Annotated in this window: 15 protein-coding genes, 3 pseudogenes and 1 other annotated feature; of the genes and pseudogenes, 4 read left to right on the forward strand and 14 right to left on the reverse strand. The window is 41.2% G+C overall.

The window, feature by feature from the left end:
* Positions 1–64: 64 nt before the first annotated feature.
* The 9 genes and pseudogenes from hisB to NYR89_RS06775 all read right to left on the reverse strand — a co-directional run bounded on the left by hisB (position 65) and on the right by NYR89_RS06775 (position 9,624).
* A complete protein-coding gene (gene hisB, locus NYR89_RS06735) occupies positions 65–1,147 on the reverse strand; it encodes a bifunctional histidinol-phosphatase/imidazoleglycerol-phosphate dehydratase HisB (RefSeq protein ID WP_279445218.1) in 1,083 nt (360 codons plus the stop codon).
* A gap of 64 nt (positions 1,148–1,211) precedes the next feature.
* Complete coding sequence (gene tnpA / locus NYR89_RS06740) at positions 1,212–1,667, reverse strand: IS200/IS605 family transposase (protein WP_279445219.1); 456 nt, start codon at positions 1,665–1,667, stop codon at positions 1,212–1,214.
* A 123-nt stretch (positions 1,668–1,790) separates the two neighbouring features.
* The gene (gene hisC / locus NYR89_RS06745; RefSeq protein WP_279446659.1) at positions 1,791–2,843 is read right to left on the reverse strand and encodes a histidinol-phosphate transaminase; all 1,053 of its coding nucleotides are present in this window, start codon (positions 2,841–2,843) and stop codon (positions 1,791–1,793) included.
* Between the two features lie 127 nt (positions 2,844–2,970).
* Positions 2,971–4,256, reverse strand: a pseudogene (hisD, locus tag NYR89_RS06750) (histidinol dehydrogenase).
* A 119-nt stretch (positions 4,257–4,375) separates the two neighbouring features.
* On the reverse strand, positions 4,376–5,275 hold the full coding sequence (gene hisG / locus NYR89_RS06755; protein WP_279445220.1) for an ATP phosphoribosyltransferase: 900 nt from the start codon (positions 5,273–5,275) through the stop codon (positions 4,376–4,378).
* 35 nt (positions 5,276–5,310) lie between these two features.
* Positions 5,311–5,454: a sequence feature (His leader region), on the reverse strand.
* Positions 5,455–5,596: 142 nt separating this feature from the next.
* Positions 5,597–6,094, reverse strand: a complete 498-nt coding sequence (locus NYR89_RS06760; protein WP_279445221.1) for a thioredoxin family protein — start codon at positions 6,092–6,094, stop codon at positions 5,597–5,599.
* Between the two features lie 32 nt (positions 6,095–6,126).
* Positions 6,127–7,146 (reverse strand): LacI family DNA-binding transcriptional regulator, encoded by a 1,020-nt coding sequence (locus NYR89_RS06765; RefSeq protein ID WP_279445222.1) that lies wholly within the window; start codon positions 7,144–7,146, stop codon positions 6,127–6,129.
* Positions 7,147–7,215: 69 nt separating this feature from the next.
* Positions 7,216–8,649: a glycoside hydrolase family 32 protein gene (locus tag NYR89_RS06770; RefSeq protein ID WP_279445223.1), complete on the reverse strand. Its 1,434-nt coding sequence runs from the start codon at positions 8,647–8,649 to the stop codon at positions 7,216–7,218.
* Between the two features lie 51 nt (positions 8,650–8,700).
* Positions 8,701–9,624, reverse strand: a complete 924-nt coding sequence (locus tag NYR89_RS06775) for an aminoimidazole riboside kinase (RefSeq protein ID WP_279445224.1) — start codon at positions 9,622–9,624, stop codon at positions 8,701–8,703.
* A gap of 145 nt (positions 9,625–9,769) precedes the next feature.
* Between NYR89_RS06775 and nirK the strand changes: the two genes are divergently transcribed.
* Positions 9,770–10,846, forward strand: coding sequence for a copper-containing nitrite reductase (gene nirK, locus NYR89_RS06780; RefSeq protein ID WP_279445225.1), 1,077 nt, complete (start codon positions 9,770–9,772; stop codon positions 10,844–10,846).
* Positions 10,847–10,885: 39 nt separating this feature from the next.
* Here nirK and NYR89_RS06785 read toward each other — a convergent pair whose 3' ends face one another.
* From NYR89_RS06785 to NYR89_RS06805, 5 genes and pseudogenes are all read right to left on the reverse strand, one after another.
* Positions 10,886–11,323, reverse strand: a complete 438-nt coding sequence (locus NYR89_RS06785; RefSeq protein WP_279445226.1) for a methyltransferase family protein — start codon at positions 11,321–11,323, stop codon at positions 10,886–10,888.
* A 72-nt stretch (positions 11,324–11,395) separates the two neighbouring features.
* Positions 11,396–12,484, reverse strand: a complete 1,089-nt coding sequence (gene ychF / locus NYR89_RS06790; RefSeq protein WP_279445227.1) for a redox-regulated ATPase YchF — start codon at positions 12,482–12,484, stop codon at positions 11,396–11,398.
* A gap of 140 nt (positions 12,485–12,624) precedes the next feature.
* Positions 12,625–13,208, reverse strand: a pseudogene (gene pth / locus NYR89_RS06795) (aminoacyl-tRNA hydrolase).
* Between the two features lie 104 nt (positions 13,209–13,312).
* Positions 13,313–13,828 (reverse strand): DUF805 domain-containing protein, encoded by a 516-nt coding sequence (locus NYR89_RS06800; protein WP_279445228.1) that lies wholly within the window; start codon positions 13,826–13,828, stop codon positions 13,313–13,315.
* An 11-nt stretch (positions 13,829–13,839) separates the two neighbouring features.
* Positions 13,840–14,322: a DUF805 domain-containing protein gene (locus tag NYR89_RS06805; protein WP_279445229.1), complete on the reverse strand. Its 483-nt coding sequence runs from the start codon at positions 14,320–14,322 to the stop codon at positions 13,840–13,842.
* A 192-nt stretch (positions 14,323–14,514) separates the two neighbouring features.
* Here NYR89_RS06805 and prfC point away from each other — a divergent pair.
* The 3 genes and pseudogenes from prfC (at position 14,515) to NYR89_RS06820 (ending at position 18,911) form a co-directional block, all read left to right on the forward strand.
* Positions 14,515–16,096, forward strand: a pseudogene (gene prfC, locus NYR89_RS06810) (peptide chain release factor 3).
* A gap of 204 nt (positions 16,097–16,300) precedes the next feature.
* On the forward strand, positions 16,301–17,875 hold the full coding sequence (locus NYR89_RS06815) for an ABC transporter substrate-binding protein (protein ID WP_279445230.1): 1,575 nt from the start codon (positions 16,301–16,303) through the stop codon (positions 17,873–17,875).
* 88 nt (positions 17,876–17,963) lie between these two features.
* Positions 17,964–18,911, forward strand: coding sequence for an ABC transporter permease (locus tag NYR89_RS06820; RefSeq protein ID WP_279445231.1), 948 nt, complete (start codon positions 17,964–17,966; stop codon positions 18,909–18,911).
* Position 18,912: the final 1 nt, after the last annotated feature.

The following is an 18,912-nucleotide window of genomic DNA, read 5'->3' on the forward strand; positions in this document are numbered from 1 at the left end:
TGGTTGCGGAGCAACCGCACTATGCGTAACCCTACACGCTAGTGTAGGGCATTTTGCAGTCAAATCACAACATTCCCTTACTACTCGGCAATTCATTCCCGTCCACTTTAATGCACTGTCTTAGGGTTCTGCCGAATACTTTGAATAGGCTTTCGATTTTGTGGTGGTCGTTGTCGCCTTTGGTTTTCAGGTGGAGCGTTGCCATTAGGGTGTAGGCGATCGATTGGAAGAAATGTTCGGTCATTTCAGTGCTGAAATCGCCCACTTTTTCTCGTTTGAATTTCGCTTTAAATTTGAAGTATGGGCGACCCGATAAATCCATTGTGCATTCCGCTTTGCATTCGTCCATTGGTAGCACAAAGCCGAAGCGTTGAATGCCACGTTTGTCGCCTAATGCCTGTTTTAATGCTGTGCCGAGGGCAAGTGCGGTGTCTTCAACGGTGTGGTGTTCGTCAATCCACAAGTCGCCTTTGCATTGCACGTTCATTCTAAAACCGCCGTGCGTGGCGATTTGGTCGAGCATATGATCGAAAAAGCCCACGCCTGTGCTGATTTGGTTTATGCCAGTTTCGTCCAACCACACTTGCACTTTGATATCAGTTTCTTTGGTGGTGCGAACCACTTCCGCATAGCGGGACGGGCGTTCACAAGCGGTCGTTTTTGGCAATAATTTTTCCACAATCAGATCCCAATCCAATTTTTCAGGGTGATATTGCAACGCCTGAATGCCGAGATTTTCCGCCAGTTGCACATCGGTGGCACGGTCGCCGATCACAAAACTGCGGTCGGGATCGAACAAATTTTTGTCGATATATTTTTTCAGCAATTTGATCTTTGGTTTACGGCAATCGCAATTATCTTCCGGCTTGTGTGGACAAATCAAAATCGCATCAAATTCAATGCCTTGCGAGCGGAAAATCTCTAACATCGCATTGTGCGGTTTGTCGAAATCTTCTTGTGGAAACGAATCCGTACCTAAACCGTCCTGATTGCTGACCATCACAAAACGGTAGTGATCTTTTAATTTCAGTAACGCAGGAATCACATTGCGTTCCAGTTTGAGTTTCTCCAAGCTATCAATTTGGAAATCAGTTTTCGGCTCGTCAATCAGCGTGCCGTCACGGTCGATGAAAAGGGTTGGTTGCATATTGGTTCTCCTGTTTCCTAGCACTCTCGTGCTAGGCTAAGCATAGTGGCGATACTCTGTATCGCTATAGATCTTTTTCAAAAAATTTTTCGTTGATTTCAATGCCTGCTTCAGTCAGTAAGAATTTGGTCTCATCAACAAAATTTTGCGTTTTATGGTGTTCTTTCTGATTTTTAATGTAATTGATGATTTTTGCTTTATCTCGTTCGCAATAGGTCAAAGAACAATATCCTCTCGACCACGCATAAAATTCAGGAAATAAATGCTTATTTTCATCAATCCATTTATGGGTTGTGGTTTTCAATTTCTGCACAAATTCCGCTACGGAAAGCATTGGGTGCAGTTCCACCAAAAGATGAATATGATCTGGCATCCCATTCACTCTATAAAGCACCGAATGATGTTCTCGCACAAAGCCCCAAATGTAACGATAAAGATATTCTTCATTTTCTTCCACAATACTTGGCAATCCATATTTTGTACGAAAAATGATGTGATATAGATTTCTGGTGTAGCTCATATTTTCTCCTTTTTACAATGTCGCAGAGCGACATCACTATGCATAACCACGTACGTTAGTGCGTGGTTTTTGCTCATATCCTAGCACTACGTACTAGGTTACGCATAGTGCTGATGCTCCGCATCAGACTGCTTTGATTGCCTCTACTACTCTCTCCAATTCTTCCTTTGTACCAATCGAGATACGAATACAATTCTGCAATCCCAATGCTTTGTGCTGATCACGCAAAATAATGCCTTTTTCCCACAGTGCTTTAAACACTTTTTGTCCGTCTTGGAATTTGACGAGAACATAGTTAGCTTCGGTATCGAAAATTTCCACCACGTTTGGAATCGTTTTAAGCTGTTCGATTAACCACGCACGGTTTTCTAGCACATTTGCCACACGTTGTTTCATCTCGACTAAACCCTGTTCGGTTAAGGCTTGGGCGGCGATATCGGAAACCGGTATGGGTAATGGATAAGGGGCAATCACTTTTTGTAGCACGCCGATTAATTCTTCGTTAGCAAGGGTAAAACCACAACGTAAGCCCGCTAAGGCAAAGGCTTTCGAGAGCGTGCGGACAATCGCCAAGTGTGGGAAATTGGCAAGCTCGCTCACCATTGTCGCCTCGGGGCAAAATTCAATGTAGGCTTCGTCCACCACCACAATCGCTCGCCCTGCGGTAATTTGCAAAAGTTTGAGTAAATCCGACCTCTTGATTGGCGTGCCAGTTGGGTTGTTTGGGCTACAAACGAACACTACTTTCACGCCGTCCAGATTATGTTCGATTTCAGGCAAATTAAGCTGAAAATCTGTGGTTAAAGGCACAGTTTTGAGTGCAATACCGCAAGTTTCCGCCGACACGCTGTACATTCCGTAAGTCGGTGGGCAGTAAAGCACGCTGTCAGTCGGCTCGCAGAATGCTCGGATAATCAGCTCAATGCTTTCATCGCCACCACGGGTCACGATAACGTTTTCAGGTTTTACACCTGCATATTGGGCGTAGCCATTCACCACAGCGGCTGGTTGGGCTTCTGGATAGCGGTTAAAAGTGCGATTGAGTAAATCAAAGTTTGGTGAAGTCGGATATTCATTCGCATTCAGCCACACATCGCCATTGCCCCCCAAACGGCGTGCCGATTGGTATGGGGTTAGGGCTTGAACGTTTTTTCGAGAGAGTTGTGAGATTTGCATATTTTGTTCCTGTTTTTTACCCCATACTGGACGTATGGGGTTAAGCATTGTATGGTTGCTCTGCAACCGATTTACTTGTCGCAGAGCGACAACATTATACGTAACCACGCACGTTAGTACGTGGGGGCTAGGCAATCTTCGCCAATCGAATTGAAACCGCTTGTTTATGCGCTTCCAACTGTTCGGTCACCGCCATCACTTCCACCGTTTTTGCCAAATCTTTAAAGCCTTGTGGGGTGAGTTCTTGCACGGTCATACGTTTGCTGAAATCTGCCAAGCCTAAGCTTGACGTGGTGCGGGTGTAACCGTAGGTCGGCAGAACGTGGTTGGTGCCGCTGGCGTAATCACCCATACTTTCAGGCGAATATGCCCCGAGGAAAATCGAGCCTGCGTTGTCGAGTTGGTCAAGCAAAGATCGGGCATTTTCTACTTGAACTACCAAGTGTTCCGGTGCATATTCATTGCTAATTTCGACCGCTTGTTCGAGACTTTCGGCGATGAAAATTCGGCTGTGTTCTAGTGCTTTGCAAGCGGTCTCTTTTCTCGGTAATTTTGCAAGTTGGTTTTCAATAGCAAGTGCGGTCTGTTTTGCTAACGTTTCGCTTGGCGTTACCAAAATCACTTGGCTGTCCGCTCCGTGTTCCGCTTGGGAAAGCAAATCGCTTGCCACAAAATCAGGATCGGCATTCTTATCCGCCAACACTAACACTTCCGAAGGCCCTGCTTGCATATCAATCGCCGCACCGTTTACCGTTTGTGAAACTTGGCGTTTGGCTTCGGTCACGAAACTGTTGCCCGGCCCGAAAATTTTGTCCACTTTCGCCACCGTTTCCGTACCGAACGCCATTGCTACAATCGCTTGCGCACCACCCACTTGGTAAATGGTTTCCACGCCACAGAGTTCGGCGCGTAAAGAATAGCGTCCGCAATCGGTGGCGGCGAGCAAAGCACCACTTTTTTACAACCTGCAATTTTTGCCGGAATCGCCAACATTAAGACAGTCGAAAATAATGGCGCAGAGCCACCCGGAATATACAAGCCAACACGGTTAATCGGGCGAGTTACCACTTGGCAACGCACGCCTGCTTGAGTTTCGATGTCCACTGGCTGTGGAATTTGTGCGGTATGAAATTTTTCAATATTCGCTTTGGCATTTTGGATCGCTTGTTTTAGCTCGTCTGATAAACGATCACTTGCCGCTTGAATCTGCGCTTTTGAAACGACAAGGCTATCTAATTTCACTTTGTCGAATTTTTCCGAAAGCTCAAATAATGCCTTGTCGCCATTTGCCAGTACGTTTTCACGAATCGCATCAACCGCTTGTTGAATATTCAGCGAGGAACTGATTGCAGGACGAGTCAGCGCCGCTTTGCGTTGTTGTTCGGTTAAGTTTTTCCAAATTAGGGTTTGCATATTGTTCTCCGTTTTCATTTCTTTTAAATCTCCCCCAGCCCCTCTTTACAAAAGAGGGGGGCTTTTCTTTTCTCCGTTTATTCCCCCTCTTTGATAAAGAGGGGGCTAGGGGGAGATTTCTAAGCCAACATCTTCTCAATCGGCAGTACTAATACCGAGCTTGCGCCCATTTCTTTGAGTTGTTCCATGGTTTCCCAAAACAGATTTTCTTGGCTGACTACGTGCATCGCGACACGGGCGGAATCATTAGCGAGTGGGAGAATGGTTGGGTTTTCCACGCCCGGTAAAAGTGCGGTGATTTCTTTGAGTTTATCTTTTGGGGCGTGCGGCATAATGTATTTACTTTCCGCCGCTTGTTGCACGCCTTGAATACGGGTGAGTAGGCGATCGACTAACGCTTGTTTTTCGGTTGAAAGCGGTTCAGCTCGTTGAATCAGGCAGGCTTTGGATTGATAAATCACTTCCACTTCTTTTAGACCGTTCGCTTCCAAGGTTGCACCGGATGACACCAAGTCACAAATCGCATCGGCTAAGCCGGCGGAAGGTGCGACTTCGACAGAGCCGTTCAGTAAGGTGCTTTTAAACGTTATGCCCTTTTCGTTCATATAGCGTTTGAGTAAGTTCGGATAGCTGGTGGCAATACGTGAATTAACAAAGTCTTGCACACCGTTATAACTGCGGTCACGATCGATTGCTAACGACAAACGGCGACCTCCAAAATCCAAGGTGCGTAATTTTTTATATTCGATTTGTTCGCCTCGAGCAAGGCGACCGAGTTCCTCCTCTTCCAGTACATTTTCCCCAATAATGCCGAGATCCACTACACCTTCAAAAACCAAGCCCGGAATATCGTCATCACGCACCCGTAAAATTTCAATCGGCATATTTTCCGCATAAGCGATTAAACGCTGTTCGTTCCAATTGATTTTCACGCCGCATTGCTTGAGTAGTTCATTACAATCTTTGCTTAAACGCCCTTTCTTTTGTAGGGCAATACGTAAACGGTTTGTCGTTGTCATTTGTTAGTTCCTATGTTGTGTTTAAATTTCAGATATAAAAAAACCTCTCGAAAGTTGCCTTCCGAGAGGTTATGTATTTTGTCGCGATATGCGATTGTGCTTTATACGTACTCGGAAGATTTTTATCTTCCGACCACACTCAAATGCCCGAAAGATATCAGGTTGAATGATGGTGATGATGAGTACGGATAAAGTTCATAATAAGATTCTCAATATAAAATTGCTTAAATTATTTTTTAAAATACGCTCAAAATTTATAGATTGCAAGTTGTTTTTACGAAAAAGTGAAAATATTATGCAATCGTTTTCGTATCAGTTTTATTAAGCGTTTTTGGTTAAAATAGCCAACAATTCCGCTTCAACTTGTTTACCGAATTTACCCATACGGAAATCGGCTTTCAGTTCATCAAATTTTTCCGGTTCCGCCGCCATTTTCTGTTTTAGAAATTGTGGAAACTCACATAAAACCAATTCGGTTTTATTATTGCGAATATCAAAGATACTTGGAATTTTTTGTGCAGAAATAACCGCTTGTTGTTGCTCATCACTGTCAAAATACTTACGCTCTTTGTTATCTTTACGTGAAACGTATTTCACGTTGATATTCGGATTGAGCTTTGTCATACGTTGGAAGTAAGCCACGATTTCGACACAATCCGGACAATAAGGCTCAGCCATCACTAGCCAATCACCTTGTACGCCGAGTGCTTTAAGTTTTTCCTCGGTTTCTGCTTCAAGTTTGACATCAACGTAAACCTCAAGCTGATTTTCACGGTCTTCATCACTACTAAATTCTAAATATTCATAAAAATGTGCCATAGGATATCCTTTTAAAAGTAACTAGATTTGTTTTAGTGCCGCCAAATAATTTCACAATCCACTTTGGCATTGCTGATAACTTTACGCTGTAGCTTCTCACATACAAGTTGGAATGTTCTTAACGCAATTTGTTCGTGATCTTGTGCAATCGAATGAATATGAAACGGTAATGCGTCCAGTAAATGATGATCATCAAAAGTCGCTAAATGTAACTCACGATTAAGTAATTTTTCCATTTGTTTGTGTTCGGTCAAATAACGTAACACGCCTTCTAAAATCGTATAAGAAGCGGTAAAAATGGCTTCCGGCAAACGCCCTAAACGCTCAACCACTTCAGCTAGCATTTGGTAACCGGATTCCGGTTGGTAATCTTTATGCAAAATCCAATCGCTTTGTACCGCTAAACGTGATTGCTCTAAACCTTCGTAAAAACCTTCTAAACGAGAAGCACTCGGAGAAAGTGAAAGTTGTCCGCCTAAATAGAAAAATTCCTTCGGTTGATAAGCTCGTACAATATTTTCCACCAATTTCGCCACACTTGGCGTGTCATCGCTGATAATGTAATTCAACGCTAAATTCGGAATATGGCGGTCGATATGCAGTACCGGCGTATGGCGAATGATTTTTTGATAATAGTTCGGATCTTGGTGAGTCGGAGCGGTAATCAGCAGATCGACCTGACGATCCAATAAGCGTTCTATCACCAGTTTTTCTTGTTGCGGATTATCATCGGAACAGGCAATTACAAGCTGTAAACCGCTTTCACGGCATAGCTTTTCAAGATTGCGAGCGGTGGATGCAAAGCCATAATTGGTCAGATCCGGAATCACCAAGCCAATAACGTTAGAACGCTGTGCTTGTAATGCTTTGGCATAAACATTGGCACGATAACCGTATTGTTCAGCGATCGCTTGTACTTTTTGGCGAGTTTCAGGCTTGATACGAAAGTCATCGCTTTTACCGTTAAGAATCATACTCGCAGTCGTTTTTGATACTCCGCTGAGGGCGGCAATATCATTGAGCGTTAGACGTTTTTTAGGTTTTGATTCCACGGTTTTTTCCTTAAAAATAATTTTCGTATGGAAGTAAAACGGCACAAGCTTTTCTTGTGCCTTATTATTTTAATTTTGGATTTGAATTGCCTGCACTTGGGCAAGTTGTACGGTTAACGGACGAGAAGTTTCTAACAGATTGATTCGATTTGCAATAAAGAATCGTGATGTCATCACTTTTTCTCCGCCATTGATGAAAATTTCTACCACCGAACGGTCAAAGAAAATCTCTAGGCTGTCGAGTTTCTCTACTTCACAATGACGCTGACTACCAAATTTTTCCATTAGCTCGGTTTGCTCTGTCGCACTGCGATCTAACGTTAATAAACCGTTTTCATAGCGTAGGCTCAATGTTTGCCCTTTATCATTAGTAAAGAAGTTTAATGTAAGCGGTTGATTTTCGACAGAAATTTGCAAATAAGCTGTATCCAGATTGTCGATTGCAATTTTTTGCTCAATTTCGACCGCTTGTTTTGCGGCGAGTTGAACGATTGGTGTTTGCTGAATTTTACCGTTTGCGACTTTCATTTGACGTGGCAGGCTTAGGGTTGAATGCCATTTATATTTATCAGTCGGATAGGTTAAATCCGGTAAGCCGACCCAACCGAATACGATACGATCAGAATTTTGTACCGATTGCGGAGCATAGAAATCAAAACCGTAGTCTAGTTCTTCAATATGCTCGGCTGTTAGGTTGCTCCCCTCTAATTTGCCCAGCGCATAGGTCGCGTGATAATTGTTTTGGAAGCGGTGTGCTTCACGTAATTTGCCTTGTGGTGACCAAACAAACACATCTTTACCGCCAAGTTGGAACAGATCCGGACATTCCCACATAAACACATTGCTGTTATCAAAGTCCTTTACTGCTAATTCGGAAATTAAACGAGGCGTGCTATCCAGATCATCCATTTCATACACTAAGCAAGTTCCGGTAAGGTTCTCACGTTGTGCACCAAGCACAAAGCGAATTTTGCCTTCTGCAGTCACAAACGGTTTAGGATCACGAACATGTTCGGTATAACCAGCCGGTGCTTGATCGATAATGCAACGTTTTTCCAATAATTTGCCCGATTTATCAAAAATCGCAATATTTTGGTGCGGAACACGTTGGTTATCGCTGGCACGGCGAGTATTACCGGTATAAAACGCCACAATTTTGTCTTGCCACATAATCGCACCGCCTGAATAACAACCATGTGATTCAAACATTTCATCTGGGATCAAGCGGTCGGATTTTTCAAAAGTTTGAAAATCACGGGTAATAAAATGCTCCCAATGTTTCATTCCATGCAAGGCATCATAAGGGAACCATTGTGCGAAGATATGGTATTTCTCACCGTCAAAAATTAAACCGTTCGGATCGTTAAATAAACCGGTTTGTGGTGCTAAATGGTAGGTCGGATAGAAATCCTTATCCGAAAGTACGGTTTGGCGGATTGTCGCTAATTCGCCTTGTTCTGTTGCGTGAAGACTTTTGTATTTGCCGTTATTGAAAATCTGCATAGTAAAATCCTAAATTGCAAAAAAGCGGTGAAATTTCACCGCTTGTTGTGATTATTGTGCTAAAAATGCTTCTAGTTCTACTTTATTTGGTAATGCTGACATTGCACCTTTTGCGGTTGTCGCTAAAGCACCTGAAGCGTTTGCTTTACGAATAACATCCACTAATACGCTTTCATCTTTCCAATCCGCAACTTGTGATAAACCGGCAAGTAAGCCGCTTACGAATGCGTCACCGGCACCGGTGGTATCAACCGGTTTTAACGCTTTGCCGGCAACTACTTGACTGTTACCGTTTAAGTGATAAATCGCCCCGTCTTTACCTAAAGTGATAATGATTAATTTCTCCGGATATTGTGCGGTAATCACCTGAGTCGCTTGTTCAAGTGTAGTGGTATTGGTTAATAGCGTTAATTCTTCTTCAGAGAATTTAAGTACGTCCGCCATCGCTACCACGCTATTTACCACTTGTTTCATTTCTTCAAGGCTAGCCCAGAGTGATTCACGTAAATTCGGGTCAAATGAGAAGAAACCGCCCGCTTCTTTTACACGGCGAATCGCTTCAATTGTGGTAGAACGTGAAGGGTCATTGATAAGTGCGATAGAGCAACAGTGTAGGAAATCGCCTTTTTGGAAGGTCGGTAAATCACTGACTTCAAGAAATTGATCCGCACTCGGGTTCACCATAAAGGTAAAGTCGCGTTCACCGTCATCTAAACCAACAATTACCGTAGAAGTACGTTGTTTTGGATCGAGGATCATATGTTCTGTCGAAACTTTTTCCGCATTAAGCGTTTGTCGCATAAATTTGCCAAGCGGATCTAAACCTACTCGACCAATAAAACCAGCTTCTACACCTAAACGTGAAACACCCACCGCAACGTTTGCCGGCGCACCACCTGCACATTTTAAATAGTGATTTTCACCGTCAGGAATTAAATCCACCACCGCATCGCCGGTAACCCAAATCTTACCCATAATTATGTTCTCTTTAATAGTCAAAAATAGTTAATTTATCTTAGCTAAAACGGTTTAGTTTTGCAAAAACTATTTCAAATTCTACCGCTTGTTGATTTTAGTCATTATAATTTAAACGAAGGTTTCATACATAAAGGAATTAGCAATGAAAAAGTCACTTATTACCCTCTGCTTGGCAACATTTTTAGCGAGTACTCCCCTAATGGCAGAACAAACGATAGCTGAAAATCCAAATTTAATTCCGGTTAAAAATCTACCGACTATTGAGGCAGAATTAACCGTTGCACCGAATGTTCCCAAGCCGTTAACACGCAATACACCGGCAAAAGTGCTAGTAAAACTAGAAACACTAGAAAAAGTGATGGAAATTGAAAAAGGAGTCAAATTTAAATATTGGACATTCAACGGTTCAACACCGGCACCTTTTATTCGTGTTCGTGAGGGCGATATGGTAGAAGTACAAGTGTCCAATCCGGCAAACGGCAAAATGGCACATGCGGTTGATTTTCACTCTGCCGCACCGGACGGTGGGGCAAAAGCAAGTTTAACCGAAATCGGTAAGCAAACAACGTTTGCCTTTCGTGCAATGTCACCGGGATTATATTTATACCATTGCGGTGCCGATCCGGTTTCGGTACATTTAGGCAAAGGTATGTTTGGTTTAATGCTTGTTGAACCTAAAGAGGGCTTACCGAAAGTCGATAGAGAATTTTATTTAATGCAAAACGAATTTTATGTAAAAGAGGGGACTAATCCCGATCTAAAAATTTTCGATATGACAAAAGCGAGTTATGAATTACCTGATTATGTTGTATTTAATGGTAAAGTCGGCTCAACTATGGGGGAAAATGCCTTAAAAGCCAAAGTTGGCGAAAAAGTGCGTATGTTTATTGGCAATGCCGGACCAAATAAAATTTCTTCGTTCCATTTAATCGGTAAGCCTTTTGATACGGTCTATGTTGAAGGCGGTTCACTTAAAAATCATCACGTGCAAACCACGCTGATTCCGGCTGGTGGCGTCAGCGTAGTTGAAATGGAAATGAAAGTACCGGGCGAATATACCTTTATTGATCATAGTATTTTTAGAACCGATAAAGGGGCAAAAGGTAAGCTAATTGTCGAGGGAGCGGAAAATCCGGAAATTTATACCGGTAAAACCAAAGAACAGAAATACGACAAGATTAATCCGGATGCAGATATTGATGCCGGATATGTCCATTAATTGTATCCAAATAACAATAAACCCACTCAGTTTTTTATTTTATAACCATCTACGGACTTTATCTTGATAACTAACAAAATCTTGCCCGAATTTTTCAGTTAACGCTCGTTCTTCCGGCATAATTTGGAAGCGGTTTAAATAAAGTATAAACCCGATAATAACCAGAAAACCCCAATAACTGGGTAGCCAAATTGTCAAAGCGGATAACAGTAACACTAGGGAAAGATACATCGGATTGCGACTTACACGATAAATGCCTTTAACCACTAATTGAGAGGTTTGCTTCGGATCTAACGGCGTTAATGTGGTTTTGACTTGCCAAAAAGTATAAACACTCATTCCACCAATAAGAAAAGCAAGTAATAGCAAAATATAACTCAAAAATTTAGGGATAAAATAAATACTGCTATGCGGAAGGAAATAAATCGCTAATGAGGCGATAGCAAATAACAAAGGAGGGGGAATTTTAAGTTCCATCGTCAATTTCCATTAAAAAATAACCGCTTGCGATATGTCACAAGCGGTCAAATTTACATAATTTTTGGCAAATTACACGTTAAAGCGGAAGTGCATTACATCGCCATCTTGTACGATATAATCTTTACCTTCTAAACGCCATTTACCGGCATCTTTCGCACCGTTTTCGCCTTTAAACTGAATAAAATCATCGTAAGCGATCACTTCCGCACGGATAAAACCTTTCTCAAAGTCGGTATGAATAACTGCCGCTTTTGGCGCGGTTGCACCGACAGAAACGGTCCAAGCTCGTACTTCTTTTACACCTGCGGTAAAGTAAGTTTGTAAGTTTAATAAACGGTAACCGGCACGAATTACACGGTTTAGACCTGGTTCTTCAATACCTAAGTCTTGTAAAAACTCGACTTTTTCTTCGTCATCTAATTCGGCAATTTCCGATTCAATCGCGACACATACCGGCACCACTACCGCACCTTCTTTTTCAGCGATTTCACGTACACGATCTAAATATGGGTTATTTTCAAAACCATCTTCATTCACGTTCGCAATGTACATGGTCGGTTTTAAGGTTAAGAAGTTATAACCTTTGATTGCGTGTAATTCGTCTTTATCTAAATCAACCGAACGAATCATACCGGCATTTTCAAGCACCGGTAAGATTTTTTCCATAATTGATAATTCAAATTTTGCGTCTTTATCGCCGCCCTTCGCACGTTTTTGTAAACGTTGAATCGCACGTTCGCGACTGTCTAAATCCGCTAATGCAAGTTCGGTATTGATGATTTCAATATCATCCGCCGGATCAATTTTACCGGCAACGTGTACGATATCGTCATTTTCAAAACAACGTACCACATGACCAATCGCATCCGTTTCACGAATATTGGCTAAGAATTTATTACCTAAACCTTCACCTTTACTTGCACCGGCAACTAAACCGGCAATATCCACAAATTCCATTGTGGTTGGGAGTACACGCTCAGGTTTAACGATTTCTGCTAATGCGTCTAAGCGTGGATCCGGCATCGGTACGACACCGGTATTCGGTTCGATCGTACAGAACGGATAGTTAGCCGCTTCAATACCGGCTTTGGTTAACGCATTGAAAAGGGTTGATTTACCTACATTCGGTAAACCCACGATACCACATTTAAATCCCATAATTTCCTCTTAATTTTCACGGAATACACAGAAGAATCTTGAAAATAACAAGCGATCTGATTTTGCTAAAAATTTGCAAATTTCTAAAAGAAAATAACCGCTTGTTTATGCCACCAAGTATTCTTCCGTGACAAATAATATTATGCTTTAAAACCGTTGAGACGATTGGTTGCTTTCGTCACACCGTCTTTAAATAGAACATCGACACAGCGACCGGCTTCATCCACCGCCGCATTAATTTTTTCTTGATCTTGCGGACTTGGTTTCCCCAATACATAACCGGCAACCAATTCTTTACTGCCCGGATGCCCAATACCAATACGTACACGGTAAAAATTATTACTATTACCAAGGCTGGCAATAATATCTTTTAAACCGTTATGACCGCCATGCCCACCGCCCTGCTTAATTTTCGCCACACCCGGCGGTAAATCTAATTCATCATGAGCAACTAAAATTTCTTCCGGTTTAATTCGATAGAAATTTGCTAAAGCCCCGACTGCTTTACCGCTTAAATTCATAAAGGTCGTTGGTACAAGTAAACGAACTTCACCGCTTGCGCATTAATTTTCGCCACTTTGCCAAAGAATTTCGCTTCTTCTTTTAAACTGACATTAAATTGACGGGCAATTTCATTAATTAGCCATTCACCGGCATTGTGACGAGTATCTTCGTATTTCGTCCCCGGATTGGCTAATCCTACGATAAGTTTAATGTGTGACATTCTCTGTCCTATTTGATTAACAGGGAAAAGCCCTAAAATGAAAAGCCGTTATTGTAGGCAAAAAGGGCATTTTCTACAAGGAAAATGCCCTTTTTTAACCGATTTTATACGGTTAAGGAATTTGTGGCTTCATTACTCTTTTTAACCGCTTTCGGATCTTCGCCATATTTATTAGTAAAACGTTGTCCGTCTTTAAATAACAGCAATAAACTAAACACCACTATGACAATCAACATTATAAATGTAGCAATATAAACAGCCCATTCCCCCACTGTTATCGCACCACTCATTTCCTGATCCAAGGCAAAAATACTCACTAAAACGAGTAAGATTGTGAGGAGGTAAAGTCCTAATTGCCACCAACCGGACCAACCTAAATCGTGTAAACGGCGAGTGGTTAAACTGGTCGCAGTCAGAAAAATAAGCATTTGATAAATTGTAAACAAAATATCAAATCCGTATGCAATATTTTCCAAGCCTAAAGAAATAGCCACACCGGCTAAAATACCGATAATGAAACTAATAATAACATTTACTAAATAAAACCAAGCGTATTCCCTACGTCTTGCTCGCCCCTTAAAATTTAAACTGTTTTTTAAGCTATATACAAACCAAGGCATAAATTCTCCTTTTATTTATTGTGATTTATTTCTGTGTGAGGTTTTCCATATCGATTTATAAACGGTTGTCCCTTTTTAATCATTAAAAAGCCTATCTGCAAAATATAAATCCCTAAGCAAAACAATAGACTTATTCTACCTAAATGATGATTAAATATCATAGACGAAAACTCATCAGGTAAATAAATAAGCATCATCCCCAGTATATTTATCATGATTAAAGGTAACTGCCACCAACCAGAATAACCTAAATCATGTAAGCGTCTAACGCTAACCGCAGACATCGGTAATAAAAGCATAAGCTCTAACAAATCATTGAAAATATTGATCCCAGAAGTCATTTGTGGCAAACGTAAAGCAAATGTGATTTTCGCAATGAGAATAATAATCCAGTTACTCAACTCATAGATTAATATAAACCAAATAAATTCAGCACGTTTTGCCCTCCCTTGATAATTAAATGTATTACGTAATACGTATATAAACCAATCCATTGGCTTCTCCTTTATAAAAATTAAATAAGAATTATTTGTTTTTGGTAAATTTTGCAGTAAATCGAACCGCTTGTCATTCAATTTAAAGAAATTTGCCCGGTTAGGTTGTCCTCAACGCATAAATCAGCGAAAATAACACATATTTTTAAGGTGGCTTGTCCACCCTTTTTCATTTTAATCTTAGAGAAAAATATGTCATACCCACAAGAAGTTAATAAGCGTCGCACCTTTGCGATTATTTCTCACCCCGATGCGGGTAAAACTACGATTACCGAAAAAGTTTTACTTTACGGAAACGCTATCCAAACCGCCGGTTCAGTAAAGGGCAAAGGCTCAAGCGCACACGCTAAATCCGACTGGATGGAAATGGAAAAACAACGTGGTATCTCTATTACAACGTCTGTTATGCAATTTCCTTACAATGATTGTTTAGTTAATTTATTAGATACACCCGGACACGAAGACTTCTCTGAAGATACATATCGTACACTCACCGCAGTAGATAGTCGCTTAATGGTTATCGATAGTGCCAAAGGTGTTGAGGAACGTACGATTAAATTAATGGAAGTGACACGTCTGCGTGATACACCGATTTTGACTTTTATGAACAAACTCGACCGTGATATTCGTGATCCGATGGAGTTATTAGATGAAGTGGAAAGCGTCCTAAAAATTCGTTGTGCGCCGATTACATGGCCTATCGGTCGCGGAAAATTATTTAAAGGCGTATATCATATTGCTAAAGATGAAACCTATCTTTACCAATCTGGTCAAGGCTCAACTATTCAAGAAGTACGTATTGTTAAAGGCTTAAATAGCCCTGAGCTTGATGCTTGCAGTCGGTGATGATTTAGCGAACCAATTACGTGAAGAATTAGAATTAGTGCAAGGTGCGTCAAACGAGTTTGATCACGAAGCCTTTATCAACGGCGAATTAACACCGGTATTTTTTGGTACTGCATTAGGTAATTTCGGTGTGGATCATTTCCTAGACGGGTTAACCGAATGGGCGCCAAAACCGCAAGCACGTCAAACCGATGTGCGTACGGTAGAATCAAGCGAAGAAAAATTCTCAGGTTTCGTATTTAAGATCCAAGCGAATATGGATCCGAAACACCGCGACCGAGTGGCATTTATGCGTGTTGTTTCAGGCAAATACGAAAAAGGAATGAAGCTCAAACACGTACGTATCGGTAAAGATGTGGTGATTTCCGATGCGTTAACCTTTATGGCAGGCGATCGTTCACACGCTGAGGAAGCCTATGCCGGTGATATTATCGGTTTACATAACCACGGTACAATCCAAATCGGCGACACCTTCACTCAAGGTGAAGTGATGAAATTTACCGGTATTCCTAACTTTGCACCGGAACTGTTCCGTCGTATTCGTTTGAAAGACCCACTCAAACAAAAACAATTGCTGAAAGGTTTAGTTCAACTTTCGGAAGAAGGTGCGGTACAAGTATTCCGTCCGTTAATGAACAATGACTTGATTGTAGGCGCGGTCGGTGTACTTCAGTTTGACGTGGTAGTTTCTCGTCTGAAAACCGAATATAACGTGGAAGCGATTTACGAAACGGTAAACGTGGCAACTGCCCGTTGGGTTGAATGTAAGGATGCGAAGAAATTCGAAGAGTTTAAACGCAAAAACGAACAAAACCTTGCATTAGACGGTGGCGATAACTTGACTTATATTGCACCGACTATGGTGAACTTAAACCTAGCACAAGAACGTTATCCGGATGTTGAGTTCTTCAAAACTCGTGAACATTAATCTATATTAAAAAAGCGGTTATTTTGTAGAGAAATTTTGCAAAATAACCGCTTTTTTTATCTATTCCATTATTTTAAATCCTTTCCTTTTTTATCCCCTAATTTTTTTATTGATTTAATAGATTAATATATATTATTTTTTTATGGTTTTGTGCTAAAATTGCTGGCATTACAAAATACTTGACTAAAAATAAAGGAAATTCCGATGAAAAAATGGTTACTTCCATTACTTGCAACCACATTATTTACTATAGCTTGTGATGATAAATCCGTTACACAAAACAGCCAAACCAATAATCAGCCAACAGCGACTCAAAATCCACAAAAGGATGAATTAACGCAAGTAACTGTGGTAGCGCCTTGGGAATTAAACAGTTTACACCCTACCCAATCCGGTATTATTTTCCAACGTATGAACTTAGCGGAGACCTTGGTTGAAGCAAATGAAAAAGGTGAATTAGCTCCAGGGTTAGCAACAGAATGGCAAAGTAATAGTGACGCAACCGAATGGACTTTTACATTACGTGATGCTGTTTTTCATAATGGAGAGAAAGTGACTGCACAAACTGTGGTAAAAAATCTAACGCTCTTAATGGCACATCCAAGTATTTTACAAAAAGCGTTTATTCAAGAAATTAGTGCAGTAAATGCGAATCAAGTGAAATTCAAACTCACAAAACCATTTGTGCCGTTTCCATCATTTTTAACACATTATTCAACCATTATTTTGGCGAACGAAGCCTTTAATGAAAAAAATGAAGTGGTAAAACTGATCGGTACCGGTGCTTTTAAAGCGACAAAAGTGGAGGCTCCACAAAAAATTGAAGCCATACGTTTCGAGCAATATTGGGGAGAGAAGCCACAAGTTCTTCAGGCAAATTACTTAGCTAGCGACCGTAGCGAAACTCGTGTGTTAATGGCACAAAGTGATGCAACTTCTCTAGTCTTTAATTTAGATACGGCAAGTGTCGCTCGCTTAAAAACCGATCCTAATTTAACTTTAACCAGTAGTTCAATTGCTCGTACGATTCAAATGAAAATGGATGTCGCAAAACCGTTCTTTAATGATTTAGTCGTTCGCCAAGCGCTTTCACAAGTTATCGATCGTAAAGCGATTGCTGAACAGGTATTAAAAATCAAAGATGGTGCGGCCGATCAAATCTTACCGAAAGCTTTTGCGGATTGGCGAGTAGAAACGCAAGATGAAAACGTAGCTATTACAAAAATTAAACAAAATCTAACCGCCGCTGGTTATCAATTTAATCAGGACGGTAAATTAACTGATAAAGCAGGCAAGCCATTTAGCTTTACCCTAAGAACCTTCTCCGATCGTCCGGAATTGCCACTTATCGCCACTATTCTTCAAGCACAATGGCGACAAATTGGTATTGATGTCAATGTTTCTGTTGGTAATGCAAGTGAAATCCCGGCTGGTCATAAAGATGGTAGCTTAGAAATGGCACTCTATGCCTTGAACTATGGTAAAACAATCGATCCGTTCGGTGTCATTGTACAAGATTATGCGAAAGGCGGTAGTGATTGGGGTGTAATGAACTGGAGTAACGAGTTACTCGCACAAACTTTAGAAAAAATCGAAACGGAGAGTGATCTTCAACAAGCTAAACAGCTTAAACAAACGGTTAGCCAAATTATTCACGATGAACTACCGATTATTCCTGTCGTGTATTATCAGCAAAATGTGGCGACACATAACGAGCTAAAAGGCGTTACGCTTGATCCGTTTGAAAGAAGATTCTTTTTAGAAAAACTCACAAAATAACATTCTCAAATTTAATTGTTAAAACACGGAAAACCGTACCAGTAGGGGCAAATTTCCGTGTTTTTTCTATCAATTTACGGTTAGAAATATGCTTAAGATTATTTTTAGACGCTTACTGCAAATTATTTTAGTCATTTGGTCAGTCGGCACGCTTACTTTTATTTTGACGCGACAACTTTCGGGCGATATGGCTTACCGCATAGCATCAAGCCGTTACGGTTATGATCAAGTTGATAGTACTGTCGCCGAATTAGTACGCACCGAATTAGGACTAGACCAACCGTGGTGGCAAAGCTACGGAAACTGGTTACTTGACCTTTTACAGCTTAATTTAGGTAAATCCTTAGTTACCGGCGATTTAGTCTGGAACGAAATTGCTCATCAGTTCGGACATACCTTAAGTCTTGCTCTAATTGCTCTAATGATAGCAATGATTATCGGTCCGGTTTTAGGCATTCTTGTCGCTCGTAAAGAAAATGGTGTTTTTGACCGCTTTACCTTGGTATTCAGCACTCTGTTTCGCTCCGTACCAGCGTTCATTATTGCTATTGGACTCATTACACTCTTTTCCGCAACCTTACGTTGGCTACCAGCCGGTGGCTACGGTAGCTGGCAACATTTTATTTTACCTGCTTTTACTTTAGCATTAGGTTTAAGTGCAGTTTCTGTTCGTGTAACTCGTGCGGCAATGTTACAAGTAAAACAATCGGAATATTACCAATTTGCTCGTTTAAAAGGTCTGTCTAAATGGCAAACCTTTACTCGTCACGGTATCCGTAATATCGCTATTCCGGTGATTGCGTATCATGCGGTACAGTTGGTTTACCTAATTGAAGGCGTGGTCATCGTTGAAAGTCTATTTGCTTGGCCGGGTAGCGGACATGCTTTAGTACATTCTATTATCGCTCGAGATGTACCAATGATCCAAGGGACTTCTCTAGTGATGGGTGGTTTATTTGTTCTGTTAAATATGTGTGCGGATATGCTAAGTGCATGGATTGATCCACGAATTACTCACACACGTCATGGAGAATAAT

Origin of the sequence: Actinobacillus arthritidis (genome assembly GCF_029774155.1) — a bacterium.
GTDB classification, from domain to species: Bacteria; Pseudomonadota; Gammaproteobacteria; order Enterobacterales; family Pasteurellaceae; genus Actinobacillus; species Actinobacillus arthritidis.

Excerpts from the sequence above, each read along its gene's own strand:
- NYR89_RS06820 (WP_279445231.1), top strand. The coding sequence starts at position 17,964 with ATGCTTAAGATTATTTTTAGACGCTTACTGCAAATTATTTTAGTCATT.
- NYR89_RS06800 (WP_279445228.1), bottom strand. The coding sequence starts at position 13,828 with ATGCCTTGGTTTGTATATAGCTTAAAAAACAGTTTAAATTTTAAGGGG.
- hisG (WP_279445220.1), bottom strand. The coding sequence starts at position 5,275 with ATGACAACGACAAACCGTTTACGTATTGCCCTACAAAAGAAAGGGCGT.
- NYR89_RS06760 (WP_279445221.1), bottom strand. The coding sequence starts at position 6,094 with ATGGCACATTTTTATGAATATTTAGAATTTAGTAGTGATGAAGACCGT.
- tnpA (WP_279445219.1), bottom strand. The coding sequence starts at position 1,667 with ATGAGCTACACCAGAAATCTATATCACATCATTTTTCGTACAAAATAT.
- NYR89_RS06770 (WP_279445223.1), bottom strand. The coding sequence starts at position 8,649 with ATGCAGATTTTCAATAACGGCAAATACAAAAGTCTTCACGCAACAGAA.
- hisC (WP_279446659.1), bottom strand. The coding sequence starts at position 2,843 with ATGCAAATCTCACAACTCTCTCGAAAAAACGTTCAAGCCCTAACCCCA.
- NYR89_RS06785 (WP_279445226.1), bottom strand. The coding sequence starts at position 11,323 with ATGGAACTTAAAATTCCCCCTCCTTTGTTATTTGCTATCGCCTCATTA.
- ychF (WP_279445227.1), bottom strand. The coding sequence starts at position 12,484 with ATGGGATTTAAATGTGGTATCGTGGGTTTACCGAATGTAGGTAAATCA.
- hisB (WP_279445218.1), bottom strand. The coding sequence starts at position 1,147 with ATGCAACCAACCCTTTTCATCGACCGTGACGGCACGCTGATTGACGAG.
- NYR89_RS06775 (WP_279445224.1), bottom strand. The coding sequence starts at position 9,624 with ATGGGTAAGATTTGGGTTACCGGCGATGCGGTGGTGGATTTAATTCCT.
- NYR89_RS06805 (WP_279445229.1), bottom strand. The coding sequence starts at position 14,322 with ATGGATTGGTTTATATACGTATTACGTAATACATTTAATTATCAAGGG.
- nirK (WP_279445225.1), top strand. The coding sequence starts at position 9,770 with ATGAAAAAGTCACTTATTACCCTCTGCTTGGCAACATTTTTAGCGAGT.
- NYR89_RS06815 (WP_279445230.1), top strand. The coding sequence starts at position 16,301 with ATGAAAAAATGGTTACTTCCATTACTTGCAACCACATTATTTACTATA.